At 67.6% G+C, this 13,731-nt stretch carries 12 protein-coding genes; 5 read left to right on the top strand and 7 right to left on the bottom strand.

What is annotated here, in order from left to right; translation table 11 throughout:
• Nucleotides 1-38: 38 nt before the first annotated feature.
• The gene (locus ASD05_RS21480; RefSeq protein WP_056596885.1) at nt 39-1,751 is read left to right on the top strand and encodes a phospholipase D-like domain-containing protein; all 1,713 of its coding nucleotides are present in this window, start codon (nt 39-41) and stop codon (nt 1,749-1,751) included.
• A 168-nt stretch (nt 1,752-1,919) separates the two neighbouring features.
• A complete protein-coding gene (locus ASD05_RS21475; protein ID WP_056596882.1) occupies nt 1,920-2,300 on the top strand; it encodes a cupin domain-containing protein in 381 nt (126 codons plus the stop codon).
• A 240-nt stretch (nt 2,301-2,540) separates the two neighbouring features.
• Here the strand turns inward: ASD05_RS21475 and ASD05_RS21470 are convergent, their stop codons facing one another.
• A complete protein-coding gene (locus ASD05_RS21470; RefSeq protein WP_056596879.1) occupies nt 2,541-3,674 on the bottom strand; it encodes a DSD1 family PLP-dependent enzyme in 1,134 nt (377 codons plus the stop codon).
• A gap of 72 nt (nt 3,675-3,746) precedes the next feature.
• Here ASD05_RS21470 and ASD05_RS21465 point away from each other — a divergent pair, with 72 nt between their 5' ends.
• On the top strand, nt 3,747-4,691 hold the full coding sequence (locus ASD05_RS21465; protein ID WP_056596876.1) for a LysR family transcriptional regulator: 945 nt from the start codon (nt 3,747-3,749) through the stop codon (nt 4,689-4,691).
• A 95-nt stretch (nt 4,692-4,786) separates the two neighbouring features.
• Nucleotides 4,787-4,993: a dodecin gene (locus tag ASD05_RS21460; RefSeq protein WP_056518453.1), complete on the top strand. Its 207-nt coding sequence runs from the start codon at nt 4,787-4,789 to the stop codon at nt 4,991-4,993.
• Between the two features lie 22 nt (nt 4,994-5,015).
• On the opposite strand, the gene ASD05_RS21455 is transcribed toward ASD05_RS21460, so the two are convergent.
• Nucleotides 5,016-5,510, bottom strand: a complete 495-nt coding sequence (locus ASD05_RS21455) for a low molecular weight phosphatase family protein (RefSeq protein ID WP_056596872.1) — start codon at nt 5,508-5,510, stop codon at nt 5,016-5,018.
• An 85-nt stretch (nt 5,511-5,595) separates the two neighbouring features.
• On the opposite strand from ASD05_RS21455, the gene ASD05_RS21450 reads away from it, so the two are divergent.
• Nucleotides 5,596-8,295, top strand: a complete 2,700-nt coding sequence (locus ASD05_RS21450; protein WP_056596865.1) for a bifunctional acetate--CoA ligase family protein/GNAT family N-acetyltransferase — start codon at nt 5,596-5,598, stop codon at nt 8,293-8,295.
• Nucleotides 8,296-8,432: 137 nt separating this feature from the next.
• Here the strand turns inward: ASD05_RS21450 and ASD05_RS21445 are convergent, their stop codons facing one another.
• Genes ASD05_RS21445 through ASD05_RS21420 form a run of 5 tightly spaced genes read right to left on the bottom strand, consistent with a single transcriptional unit; the run spans nt 8,433 to nt 13,723 of the window.
• Complete coding sequence (locus tag ASD05_RS21445; protein WP_056596857.1) at nt 8,433-9,440, bottom strand: LLM class flavin-dependent oxidoreductase; 1,008 nt, start codon at nt 9,438-9,440, stop codon at nt 8,433-8,435.
• Entirely contained in the window at nt 9,437-10,381 is a 945-nt protein-coding gene (locus ASD05_RS21440) for an ABC transporter substrate-binding protein (RefSeq protein WP_157610197.1), read from the bottom strand. Before ASD05_RS21440 ends, ASD05_RS21445 begins: the two co-directional genes overlap by 4 nt.
• A 9-nt stretch (nt 10,382-10,390) precedes the next feature.
• Nucleotides 10,391-11,308, bottom strand: a complete 918-nt coding sequence (locus ASD05_RS21435) for an ABC transporter substrate-binding protein (RefSeq protein WP_056596852.1) — start codon at nt 11,306-11,308, stop codon at nt 10,391-10,393.
• A gap of 37 nt (nt 11,309-11,345) precedes the next feature.
• Nucleotides 11,346-13,187, bottom strand: a complete 1,842-nt coding sequence (locus ASD05_RS30985) for an amino acid ABC transporter permease/ATP-binding protein (RefSeq protein WP_082572221.1) — start codon at nt 13,185-13,187, stop codon at nt 11,346-11,348.
• Nucleotides 13,184-13,723 carry a GNAT family N-acetyltransferase gene (locus ASD05_RS21420; RefSeq protein WP_056597911.1) on the bottom strand — a complete coding sequence of 180 codons (540 nt, stop codon included), beginning with the start codon at nt 13,721-13,723 and terminating at the stop codon, nt 13,184-13,186. Before ASD05_RS21420 ends, ASD05_RS30985 begins: the two co-directional genes overlap by 4 nt.
• Between the last annotated feature and the right edge of the window lie 8 nt (nt 13,724-13,731).

The raw sequence follows: 13,731 nt of genomic DNA, 5'->3' as shown, positions 1-13,731 counted from the left end.
TCGATCGCCACTTCGCATCCGATGCACCGAGGACCGCCATGAACACCCCCAAGTCTCTTGCCGCGCTGCGTGCCGCATGGGAACCCCTTGCATGCCGCTTCTGCATCCTGGCGCTGCACCATGTGGCGCTCGCCCGCTGGCTGTGCACCGCGGCCATGCTCGCGGTCTCGCTGCTGGCGGGCTGCGCTGCATTGCCCGACGAGGTACCCCGTGTTGCGTCGCACGCGCGCACCGACCTTGGGGACAGCCCCCTGGCGCGCATTGCCGCCGCGTCGCTGCCGGCCGCGGACAGTGCGATGTCCGCAATGTCCGATGTGTCCGGCGTGCGTCTGCTGCCAGGTGGCGACCAGGCCTTCGACGCACGCATCGCACTTGCGCAGGCCGCACAACACACCGTCGACGCACAGTACTACGTGGTGGCCCAGGACAGCGCGGGGCGGCAGTTCCTGCGCGAGCTGCGCGACGCGGCGCAGCGCGGCGTACGCGTGCGCCTGCTGGTCGACGACCTGTACACGGGCGGAGACGACGAGATGCTGGCCGGGCTGGCCGCGCACGCGAACGTGGAGGTGCGCGTCTTCAACCCGCTGCCGGTGCGCAGCGGCGGCCTGCGTACGCGCGTGCTGCTGTCGCTGCACGAGATCGGCCGCGTGAACCGGCGCATGCACAACAAGCTCTTCATTGCCGACAACAGCTTCGCCATCACCGGCGGACGCAACATCGCCGACGAGTACTTCGGGCGCAGCAAGCCGGCGAACTTCATCGACATGGACGCGCTGCTGGCCGGGCCGGCGGTGCGCGCGCTGTCGGCGAGCTTCGACGCCTTCTGGAACGGACCGCTGTCGTACCCCTTCGAAGCCATCGCAGCCAGCGGCTCCCCGGCACCCGCCCCTGCGCGCGAACGCTTCGCCGCGCTGGTGCGCGACCTCGGGCGCGTCATGCCTCCCGCCGACGAACCCGATGCGCTGGGACGCGGCCCCGTCGGTGCGCAGCTGGCGCAGGGGCGCGTCGCACTGGTGCCTGCGCAGGTGCGCGTGGTTGCGGACGCGGCGGTGCCAGGCCTCTTCGCGGGCGATGCCGGCGGCAGTGTCGAAGAGGCCGCTGAGCCCCAAGGCCGCGAGGGCGCGGTCATGGCCGCGAACCTCGACCTGTTCCGGACCGCGCGCTCGGAGGTGCTCGTCGTCTCGCCCTACTTCGTGCCCATGCCCCGCATGATCGAGGCGCTGAGCCATGCGAGCCGCGAGGGCGCGCGCGTGTCTGTGATGACCAATTCGCTCGCCACCACCGACGAACCGCTGGTGCACTATGGCTACGCGCGCTACCGCAGCGCCCTCCTGCAGATGGGCGCCATGCTGTATGAGCTGATGCCGGCCAGCGAGCCGCAGCCGGCCTGGAGCAACACCGAAAGCGGCCGCGGCTCGCTCGGGCGCCTGCACGCCAAGCTGGCGGTGGTCGACCGGCGCTGGTTCTACGTGGGGTCGATGAACATGGACCGGCGCTCGGCGCACTGCAACACCGAACTGGGCCTGATCGTCGACAGCCCCGCGCTTGCAAGCGAGCTGGCCGACCTGATCCAGCGCGTGCGCATGCCTGCGAGCTTCACCGTGAGCGAGGTACCCCAGCGAGGCGGCCTGCAATGGAGCTTCCTGCGCGACGGACGCCGCTGGGTGCTGCATCGGGAGCCCGAATCGAACTGGGCCCAGCGACTGCGCTGGTCCGTGTTGTCGCTGGTGGTGAACGAAGATTTTCTGTAACCCGGATTACGCAAACTGCCACATGAAACCCGCTGCAAGAGCGGCACTGCCGTGCAAGAAACAGATCATCGCAAGCGTGACCCAGGACTACCATTCCATCGTTCACGTGCGGTTCGGCACGAGACTGCCGCGGACTGTCTGCTCACTCGTGCCGCAAGGAGAGTCGCGATGGCAAGTCCGATGAACGTCAGCAAGCTTCAGACGAAATCCCATGACGAACCGGATGAGGTTCGGCAGCCCGACAAGACCCGCGTCGAAGTGGTCCGCCTCGAGGGCTACACGCTCGGACGCTTCAGGTTCGAGCCCGGGTGGCGCTGGTCGAAGTGCATCAAGCCGGTCGTGGGCACGGACAGTTGCCAGGTGGCTCACGTCGGGTATGCGGTGTCCGGGCGGATCACCGTGCAAATGAATGACGGCTCGCAGACCGTCATCGAGGAAGGCATGTCGTACACCATTCCGCCGGGTCACGACGCGTGGGTCGAAGGCAACGCTCCGTTCGTCGGCCTCGAGGTGATGAGCGCAGAGGAATACGCAAAGCCCAAGAGCTGACCCAAGGCGGAAGGCCTCAGGGGCAGAAATCTTCGGGATGGTCGAACGGGGACGCGGTCCGTGCGCCCGCAAAACCCTTCGACCAGCTCTTGGAGATGTCGTCAGCCTCGCACGAGGCTACCCGTCGACACACAAGTCTTGTTTAGCTCAGATCATTTTGCGTTGCCAGGCACTGGCGTGTTGAGAAGCTGCTGCTCCCAGAGGTAGGCGATGCATTCCTGATCACGCACGCCCTCCGCGTCACCAGCCGTGAAACCGTCCCCAGGTCTTCAGCGCGCCCTCTTCCGACAGCGCGTGATATTCGGGAAACTGCGCGCCGGTCGCGCAGGCGTGGTTCGGCAGGATGCGCAACCGCGTGCCGATGGGAAAGCGCGCCGCGATGTCCGTGTCCGGCGCGCCTTCGCGCGAGAGGATGCCGTGCTCCTGGTTGGCACCGCTGAGCACGTAGCCGTCCAGCACCTTGCCGTCGATACCGCAGACCTGCCCGTAGCCGAAGTCGCGCTTCTGCTTCTGCGTACCTCGGTCGCGGCTCATGGCCATCCAGCCCGCGTCGACGATGGCCCAGCCCTTTTCGGCTTGGTGGCCGATCACCGTTGTGAGCACGCTCAAGGCGATGTCGGCCTCGGTGCAAACGCCGATGTTGCGCATCACGAGGTCGAAGAACACGTACACGCCGGCCCGCACCTCGGTCACGCCATCGAGCGCTTGGGCCATCAGCGCCGTGGGCGTGGAGCCGACGCTGACCACGGGGCACGGCAGGCCCGCGCCGCGCAGGCGCTGTGCCGCGCGCACACAGCCCGAGCGCTCCTGCTCGGCCATCGCCCTCAGGGCTTCGGGCGTGTCCAGCTCGTAGCTGGAGCCGGCATGGGTCATCACGCCGCCAAGGCGCATGCCGCCGTCATGCAGCGCGCGTGCCACGTCGAGCAGCGCGTCTTCCTCCGGGCGGATGCCGGAGCGGTGGCCGTCGGTGTCGATCTCGATCAGCACGTCGAACACTTCGCCGTTCGCGCGGCCGAACGCGGCAATCGCCCGCGCCGATTCCACGCCGTCGGTGATGATGCCGAGCGCACAGCCTCGCCGGCGCAGGTCCAGCGCATGCGGCAGCCGGTGCGGCGCCATGCCGACGGCATAGAGGATGTCAGTGAAGCCTCCGGCGAAGAACTGCTCGGCCTCCTTCAGCGTGGAAACGGTGATGCCTTGCGCGCCCGCGTCGCGCTGTGCCTTGGCAACGTCGATGCATTTGCTGGTTTTCACGTGCGGGCGAAAGCGCACGCCGAGTTCGTTCATGCGCTGCTGCATGCGCGCGATGTTGTGCAGCATGCGCGCCTGTTCGATGAGAGCGGCAGGTGTGTCGATGGTGGAAAGGGTGCTCATGGCCACCGACTGTACGTTTCAAGGCCATGCCTGTGCTTCAATGCACGCTCATCAATCGTTAAGCAGAAGTTAATGATCCAGATCGAGGACATGCAGCTCGCCGCCGCCCTTTTGCGCGAACCCTCACTGAGCGCCGCGGCCCGCGCGCTCGACGTGACACCACCCGCGCTGTCGATGCGGCTGCGCAAGCTCGAAGCCGCGCTGGGCCTGTCGCTCGCCACCCGCACCGCGCGGCGGCTGAGCCTCACGCCCGAGGGCGAACGCTTCGCGCGCGAGGCCGCCGCGCTGCTCGGGCAAATCGAAGGCCTGCGCGAATCGATGCAGCGCGACGACCGGCGGCTTACCGGCGCGCTGCGCATCGCCGCGCCCTTCGGCTACGGCCGGCAGTACATCGCGCCGATGCTGGCGCGTTTCGCCCGGCTGCATCCGGGGCTGCGCGTGCAGCTCGACCTGCGCGAAACCCCGTGGCCCGACCGGCACGACGCCGACGCGGTGATCCACATCGGCACGGTGCGCGATTCTTCATGGGTGGCGCGCACGCTGAGCGCCAACGAGCGCTGGCTGTGCGCGAGCCCGGACTACCTGCGCCTGCGCGGCGTGCCGCGTGCGCCGCGCGATGTGCTGGCGCACGACTGCATCTGCATCCGGGAGAACGACGAGGACGTGACGCTGTGGCACGTGCGTCCGGCCAAAGGCACAGCCGGGTCATCGGGCAAGCGGTTGGCCGCGCGGGAGACGCTGCGCATCTCGCCCGCCTACGTCACCAACGATGGCGGCGTGGCCCGGCAATGGGCCGAGCAAGGCATGGGCCTCGTGCTGCGTTCCGAATGGGACGCAGCCGACGCCGTCGCGCGCGGCACGCTGGTGCGCGTGCTGGCCGACTGGCAGTTCGACAGTGCACCGGTCACGCTGCTGGTACCGAGCCGCAAGGGCCGCACGGCGCGCGTGCAGGCCGTCGTCGGGTTCCTGGTCGAGAGCTTCGGGGCTGCGGGAAAGCAGCCGGGCGCATATCGATAGCCGGATTCGTCCACGGCTACCCGCAACAGGACTACGATGTTTTGCGGCCGCCTTGCCGCCGCTGTCCAACCAACAACCTGAAGGAGACCGATCCCATGTCCAACCATGTCTACAAATCGCTCGAACTGACGGGCTCTTCGCCGACGGGCATCGAAGATGCCGTGCAGGCGGCCATCGCCAAGGCGCACGAGACGGTGCGCAACATCCAGTGGTTCACCGTGACCGAGACACGCGGGCATGTGGTCGACGGCAAGGTGGCGCACTGGCAGGTGACGCTGAAGATCGGCTTCACGCTGGAGTGAAGCGAACGGGCGCGCAGGCCCGCTAGCGCAAGTACCCCAGGTCCCGCACGTCGGAGCGCACGGCCGAGCGATCCACCCCTTGTATCGGCAGGCTCACGAGCAGTTCCAGCCGGCGGCGCAGCGAGAACAGCATCTGGATCGCGTCGTGCGCGATCTTGTCGAGGTCGCTGCCATCGGCCACGTCCGGGTAGGCCCACAGCGCCGCGTCGGGCTGGCCGGGCCATGGCGGCTGGCGGGATTCGGTGGTTGCATCCAGCGTGATGACGAAGTCTGCCGCCGCGGCATTCGCGCGCACCAGTTCGTCCCAGCTGCGCGGCGGCCGCAGCGGCACGGGGATGCTCGTGCTCTTCAATGCGGCGACGGCTGCGGGATGGAACTCGCGGGCGACGTGCCCGGGTTGACCGCAGGAAGATGCCGAGAACCGCTTCGGGTCCAGGTGCGCGAGGCACGCTTCGGCCAGGATGCTGCGTAATGAATTTCGTCGCGAGACGAAGATCACGCCAATACGTTTTTGCATGGAACCTTGACTATAGCCAAGCGTGCTGAATCCGTCCTGACCATCGCACTGCACAACGGCCGGCGAACGGTGCAGACTTGGGGGCATGGACAAGCATTTTCTGACCCCGCTTTTCGCGCCCGCCTCCATCGTGGCCTTCGTCGGCCACGCCGACGACCCGGGCGGCCAGACCCCGGCGGGCCACACGCTGCGCGAGGCCTTTCGCGCCGACCGCTTCGACGGCACATTGCGCTTTCTGGACGTGCGCACCAAGGGCACGCTCGAAGAGTTGGCCCATACCCATGCCGACCTCGCACTGATCGCGCTGGCACCGCGCGACGTGGCGGCCGCGCTTGAAATCGCGGGGCGCATCGGCTGCACGGCGGCAGCGGTTCTTTCGAGCGGCATCGGCGCGGACCAGGCTGCTCAGTGGCGCAAGATCGCGCAGCGCGAAGGGGTGCATCTGCTGGGGCCGAACTCGCTGGGCTTCCAGCGGCCGCTGCTGCATCTGAATGCGAGTGCGGCCGGCCCGCTGGCCAGGCCGGGGCCGCTCGCACTGGTGTCGCAATCGGGTGCGCTCACGGCCTCGATGCTCGACTGGGCGCGGCAGAACGGCGTCGGTTTTTCCAGCGTGGTGTCGCTGGGTCCGCACACCTCGGTCGACATTCCTCAGGTGCTCGACTTCCTCGCCAACGACCGGGCCACGCACAGCATCATCGTGTACCTCGAAGGCATTGCCGACGCGCGCCGCTTCATGAGCGCGCTGCGCTCGGCCTCGCATGCCAAGCCGGTGGTGGTGCTCAAGGCCGGCCGCAAGCCCGCGGGCAACGAGGCCGCGCAGACGCACAGCGCGGCCATCGTGGGCAGCGACGACGTGTTCGATTCCGCCTTGCGCCGCGCAGGCGCCGTGCGCGTGCGTTCCTTCGTCGAATTGTTCTCGGCCGCCAAGTGCCTGGCCTCGCGCTACCGCCCCGTGGGCAAGCGGCTTGCGGTGGTCACCAACGGCGGCGGGCCCGGTGTGCTGGCGGCCGACTGGATCAACGAGATCGGGCTCGACCTGGGCAAGCTCTCCGCGCCCGCGCAGAAAGTGCTGCAGCCCGCCCTGCCCCCGCTCGCCTCGCTGGCCGACCTGATCGACCTTTCTGAAGAGGCCTTGCCCGAGCACTACCGCGCCGCCATCGACGCAGCCTCGGCCGACAGCCAGGTCGACGGCGTGCTCGCCATCTTCTCGCCCAAGGCCGGCGCCGATGCGGCCGCCACCGCGAAAGCACTGGCCGACATTCCGCGGCCGATGAACAAGCCGCTGCTGGCCTGCTGGATGGGCGACTCTTCCGTCGGCAAGGCGCGCTCGGTGCTGGCCGAGGCAACCATTCCGAGCTTTCGCACGCCGGAAGCCGCGGTGGGCGCCTTCGGCAACATCGCGGCCTTCTACCAGAACCAGCAGCTGCTGCAGCAGACGCCGCCGCCGCTGTCGGCGCTGGCCAAGCCCGACATCGAGGGTGCGCGCCTGCTGATCGAAAGCGTGCTGGCCGAGCGGCGCCGTGTGTTGACGGAGATGGAATCGAAGTCGCTGCTGTCGTCCTTCCACATTCCGATCACGCGCACGATGCTCGCGCGCAGCGCCAGCGAGGCGATGATGATCGCGACGCAGCTTGGCTTTCCGGTGGCGCTGAAGATCGATTCGCCCGACATCCCGCACAAGTCGGACGTCGAGGGCGTCGCGCTCAACGTGATGAACGGCACCGGCGCGCGCGACACCTACATCGAGATGATGGAGCGCGTGGCCCGCCTCGCGCCCGAGGCGCGCATCAACGGCGTGACCGTGCAGAAGATGGTGCGGGCGCGGCGCGGCCGCGAGATCTACGTGGGCATGGTGACCGACGAGCCCTTCGGCCCGGTCATCGTGTTTGGCGCGGGCGGCACCATGATCGAGCTGCTGAACGACCGCGCAATGGAGCTGCCGCCGCTCAACCAGTTTCTCGCGCACCGGCTCATCGAGCGCTCGCGCGTGGCGCAGACGCTGGGCGAATGGCGCGGCGCGAGTGCCGTGAACATGGAAGCGATCGAAGACGTGCTGCTGCGCGTGTCGGAAATGGTGTGCGAGCTGCCCGAGCTGCGCGAGATGGACATCAACCCGATCATCGTGGACGAGTCGGGCGCGGTGTCTGTCGATGCGCGCATCGTGATCGGCAGCAGCACGCAGGCGGCGGCGGGCCACCTGGGCAACGGCTACCAGCATCTGGCGATCATGCCGTACCCCGCGCGCTACCGACGCGAGTGGCCCCTGCCGGGCACCGGCGGCGGCACCTACATCGTGCGGCCGGTGCACCCCAACGACGCCCAGATGCTGCAGGCGCTGGTGCAGGGCCTTTCGCCCGAGAGCCGCTGGTTTCGCTTCGTCTCGCGCTTCCACGAACTGCCGCCGTCGATGCTGTCGCGCTTCACGCTGATCGACTACGACCGCGAGATGGCGCTGGTGGCGGTGATGCTGGAGCGCAGCGTGTCGCCCGAAGGCACCGTGCTCGAGAGCGAGCACATCGTGGGCGTGTCGCGCTACGTCACCAACCCCGACCAGACCAGCTGCGAGTTCTCACTGGTGGTGGCCGACGAGTTCAGCGGCAAGGGCATCGGCTCGCGGCTGATGGAAAGCATCATCGACGTGGCGCGCGACAAGGGCCTCGCGGAAATCGACGGGCTGGTGCTGGCCAACAACCCCGACATGCTGAAGCTGGTGCGGCGGCTGGGCTTCACGGTGAAGCCCTTCCCCGAGGACCCGGACTTCAAGCTCGTGACATACATGCTGTAGGGCTCGCCTTCTCCTGGAAAGAAAAAAACGGGCCGAAGGCCCGTCGAAAAGTCGCCCGTCGAATTAAAGCGCAACCCGACTCCGACTCACCTCGAACTCAACGCCTCAGGGCCTCTCTTCTCTCTCCATCCTCCAGTTCAAAGCGCCCGCCAACCGAGTTCCGACGCGATGCGGCCAGACAAGTCGGTCAGGATCTGTTCGTATTCCGCACCGCTGAAGTTATAGGGCAGCTCCACCCGCAACTCGCTCACATGCGGCAGCACCGGGTCGCGCCGCAGGCGCTGCAGGATCTCGTCGGACGTGCCCACGAGGTCGGCCGCATACAGCGTGCGCCGCTCGCCCTGCGGCGTCAGCGTGCGTTCGACGCGGCCGGCCGCAAACTCGCGGTAGCGCTTGCGCGTGGCGGCATCTGCGCCATCGAGCGGCACGATGACGCGGCCCAGCGCCACCCTGCCCCCGCGCCCATCCACTTCGCTGGCGCGATAGCGCTCGACGAGGCCCAGCTGCGCCTGCAAAAAGTCGTCGGTGGTCTCGCCCGACAGCACATTGCCCAGCAGCAGGTTGAACGCATTGCGTCCCGCCCACTCGACCGAGCGCAGCGAACCGCCGCCGTACCAGAGCCGGTCGGTCAAGCCCTGCGCATACGGTTGAATGCGCGGCCGCACGCGACCGCCGGCCGACTCGACAAAGGTCTGCTCATCGCCGAGCAGCGTGTCCTCCAGGTTGGCCTTGAGCCGCCCGACGCGCTTGTGCGTGAAGTCGATGGTGTTCGGCGCCGCGTCGTGGAAGCGATTGCCCAACAGCGCGCCATGCAGCGGCGCGCCCGCGCTCAGGCCCACCTGCAGCCGGCCGCGCGAGAGCACGTCGACCGTGGCGAGGTCTTCGGCAAGCCGGAACGGATTCTCGTAGCCCATCTGGATCACTGCCGCGCCCAGCTCGATGCGACGCGTACGCTGCGTTGCGGCGGCCAGGAAGGTCGCGGCCGACGACACGCCGCGCTCCAGGTGCCGCTGCCGCACCCATGCACCATTGAAGCCGAGCTTCTCGCCGAATTCGAAGAGCTTCAGCGCGGCTTCGAGCCCGGTGTGCGGATCGCCCTCGGCGTAGTTGCCGGGCGCGAGGAATGCAAGATGGCGGATGCTCATGGCGCGAACTTCGGCAAACCGGGCGGGTTGGTTTCCGACTTCGGCAAAGCTTCTTCCGTGAGGCTCCAGCGCGCCAGCGCCTTGGCGTAGGTGCCGCTGCGGATCAGGCCATTGGCCGCGGTGGTCAGCGCCACCGCGAGACCGCTGCCCTTGCGCGTGGCAATGGCCACGTCCGACTTCAGCGGCCAGCCCGCGTTGACCGTGCCGACCAAACGGATCTGCCCGTTCTTCGCAGCCTCATAGGCCTGCGGCGCATTCGGATTGAAATTGGCATCGACCCGCTTGGTGACCACCGCCAGCGTGCGCGTCACATCGTCGTCGTAGTACTGGATCTCGACGGGCTTCAAACCCGCCGCAACGTTCTGCCGGTTCCATTCGAGCAGGATGCGCTCCTGGTTGGTGCCGGCGCCGGTCGTCAGCCTGAGGCCCGCGACGTCCTTCGGCTCCTTGATCGACTTGATCGCGCTGTCGGTGCGCACATAGAAGCCATGCAGGCCGAGGCGGTAGGTCGAGAAATCGAACTTCTCCTTGCGCTGCTCGGTCACGCCCACGTTGGAGATCACCGCGTCGTACTTGCCCGAGCTCAATCCCAGCGGCCAGTCGGCCCAGGCGATGGGCTGCAGGTCGAGCTTCAGGCCCAGCGCATCGGCGATGAGCAGCGCGAAGTCGGCGTCGAAGCCGACGACCGTCTTCGCGTCGGTGGCGTAGGTCGAGATGGGCGGCGCGAACGGCGCGATGGCGACGGTCAGCACGCCTTCCTTCACGAACCTGAAGCTCGGTGGAATGGCATTGACGGCCTCGGCGTCCTTGCCAGCGCGCAGGCGACTGCGCTGCTCGGGGCTGAAGTCGAACTTGTCGGCGGCCTGCGCCGCGCCGGCAACCAGCGTGAGTGCGACGAAGCTGCGGGCGATCCAGGCGCCCGGTGCGTACTTGAAAGTCATGCCCATCGCTCAGTTCTTCGGCAGGCCCGGCGGATTGGTGCGCGAGGCCTCGATGGCTTCGGAACTCAGGTTCCAGCGCGAAAGCGCCTTGGCGTAGTTGCCGTTCCTGATCTGCGCGTTCAGTGCGAGCGTGATGGCATCTGCAATGCCCGAGCCCTTGCGCGAGGTGACTGCAATCTCGGCGTTCTGCGGCCAGCCGCCAGAGAACACGCCCGCGAGCTTCGTCTTGCCGTCGCGTGCCTCATAGGCCGCGATGGCGTTCGGGCCCACGTACGCATCGGCGCGGCCCGACTGGATCGCCAGCCGCTGTACCACATCGTCGTCGTAGTACTGGATCTCGACCGGCTTCAGTCCGGCCGCCACGTTCTGCTTGTTCCAGCGCAGCAGGATCTGCTCCTGGTTGGTGCTGGCCGACACGATCACCTTCAGGCCCGCGATGTCCTTCGGCTCCTTGATGGCGCCAAGCTTGCTGTCGGACTTCACGTAGATACCGATCTGGTCGTTGCGGTAAGTGGAAAAGTCGAACTTCTCCTTGCGCTCCTCGGTCACTGTCACGTTGGACACCACCACGTCGAACTTGCCCGACTGCAGGCCCAGCGGCCAATCGGCCCAGGCGGTGGACACCAGCTCCAGCTTGCGGCCGAGGCTGTCGGCTACCAGCTGGGCGATGTCGGGGGCGTTGCCCACGGGCGTCTTCGTGTCGGTCGCATAGGCCGCGAACGGCAGGCGGCCGGTGGTCGTACCGACGACGAGCACGCCCTCCTTCTGGAACTTGAAGTCCTTCGCGAGCTTGATGGCCTCGTCGAGCTTCTGCGCGCGCGGCCGGCCGGCCTGCTCGGGGCTCAGATCGGCGGCGGGTTGCGCCAGGGCAGCCAGGGGCAGCAACGTCGCCAGAAGAGCGGACAGGATGTTTCGTCGATGGATCATGAAGAGCGATGCAGTAGAGAAAGAAAAGGAGAAGGAATCAAAGAACCTTGGCCAGGAACTCGGCCGTGCGCGGGTGCTCCGGCGCGTTGAATACCTTGTCGGGCGTACCGGTTTCGAGAATGCGGCCGCGCTCCATGAAGACGATGGTGTCGGCCACCTCGCGCGCAAAACCGATCTCGTGCGTCACGATGACCAGCGTGGTGCCCGAGCGCGCGAGCTCCTTGATGACGGCCAGCACCTCACCCACCAGCTCGGGGTCGAGCGCCGAGGTGGGCTCGTCGAAGAGCAGCACCTTGGGCTTGAGCGCGAGCGCACGGGCAATGGCCACGCGCTGCTGCTGGCCGCCGGAAAGCTGTCGCGGATAGGCATGCGTCTTGTCGCCCAGGCCCACGCGCACCAGCAGTTCGGAGGCCAGTGCCTCGGCCTCGGCGCGCGGCAGGCCGCGCACCGACACCGGCGCCTCGACGATGTTCTCCAGCACCGTGAGATGCGGGAACAGGTTGAAGTTCTGGAACACCATGCCCACATCAACGCGGCGCTTGAGGATTTCCTTCTCGTGCAGCTCGTAGAGCGTGTCCGCGTCGCGGCGGTAGCGGATGAGTTCGCCGTCGATGGCAATGAAGCCGTCGTCCACGCGCTCCAGGTGGTTGATGGCGCGCAGCAGCGTCGACTTGCCCGAGCCCGACTGGCCGAGGATGACCGTCACGCTGCCCTGCCCCACGGTGAGCGTCACGTCGTCGAGCACCTTGAGCGTGCCGAAGCTCTTCGAAACGCCGTGGATCGTGACCTCGCCGCCCTGCGTTAGCGGATCGGTCCAGCGCGGCACCTGTGCGGGGGCGTCGGCGACGACAGGCGCTCCGGCCACGGGCGCCACGGCCGGAGCCTTCGATCGCCACAGGCCGCGCACCACGCCGCCGAGCCACGAACGCGGCGGATGGCGCAGCGCGCCGCGCGAAAAATACCGCTCGATGTAATGCTGCGCCACCGACAACACCGTGAGGATGATGAGGTACCACACCGTCGCCACCATCAGCAGCGGAATCACTTCGAGGTTGCGCCGGTAGATGATCTGGATCGTGTAGAACAGCTCGGGCAGCGCCAGGATGTAGAGGTTCGACGTGCCCTTGGCCAGCCCGATGATGTCGTTGAAGGCCGTAGGCAAGATCGTGCGCATCGCCTGCGGCAGCACGATGCGCAACGACTGCCTTCCGCGCGACAGCCCCAGTGCCGCCGCCGCTTCGAGCTGCCCCTGCTCCACCGAAAGGATGCCGCCGCGCACGATCTCCGAGGCGAAGGCCGCCTGGTTCAGCGTGAGACCCAGCAACGCCGCCACGAACGGGCTGATGAGCTGCGTGGTCGGATACGAGAAGAAGGTGACGTCGGTGCCCGGAATACCCAGCGTCACGGTCTCGTAGAGGTAGCCGAGGTTGTTGATGATCAGCAGCAGCACGATCACCGGAATCGACCGGAAGATCCACGTGAACACCCATGACAGCCGCGCCAGCAGCGGCGAGCGCGAGACGCGTGCCAGCGCCAGCCCGGTGCCGAAAAAGAAGCCGAGCAGCGCGCCCAGCGCCGTCAGCAGCAGTGTGCGGCCCAGCCCTTCGAGCACCGGCTGCGCAAAGAACCATTCGGCGAACACGCCCCAGCCCCAGCGCGGGTTGGTGAGCGTCGAATGCAGCACGATGCCGATAACCGCCACGGCGAAGATGGTGCCGGCCGTGCGGGCCGGGTACTTCGCCGGCACGACGCGGAAGTGCGAGTAGTCGCCATTGGCGGGTGCCGGCGTTGGTGCCGGTGCCACGCGCTGCGGTTGAGGCGCGCGAACGGGCAAGGGGCTGCGCGACTCGGCGCCGGCGTCGAGAACGGTCGTGTTCATCGCTGTACCGCCTCGACTCGTTGCGCGGCGGGACGACCGTGAGGGCGCCCCGCGTTCAGGTGCTTCTCGAAAGGCAGCTTGCGCGGCGTTTCGGGGTCGATGGGCGGATCGAACAGCGCCGTGTAGCCATGGCCGAGGTACAGGCCCACGGCCTCGGGCTGGCGAAAGCCCGTCGTCAGGTAGATGCGCTCGTAGCCCTGGCGCAGCACCTGCGCTTCCAGCTCGGCAAGCACCTTGCTGGCCAAACCCTGCCGCCGCAGTTGGCCGTGCGTCCACACGCGCTTGAGTTCCGCTGTGCGCTCGTCATGCCGCATGAAGGCGCCGCCGCCGATAGCCACGCCGTCGCGCAGCAGCAGCACGAAGTTGCCGCCGTGCGACGGCGCAAACACCTCGGCCGGATAGCGGTCTATCTCGCGCGGCGCGCCGGGCTCGCGCAGCACGTCGCCATAGCGGCTGTCGTACTCGAACGAAAGGCCTTCGAGCAACGGCTTTGCGCGCGGGTCGAGCGGCGTGGTGTAGAGGAAGTGTTCGTTCATGCGGTTCG

The organism is Variovorax sp. Root434 (assembly GCF_001426595.1).
Lineage (GTDB): Bacteria > Pseudomonadota > Gammaproteobacteria > Burkholderiales > Burkholderiaceae_C > Variovorax.
Note: the sequence above shows the minus strand (reverse complement) of the source record. Positions and strands in the feature narration are given on the sequence as shown.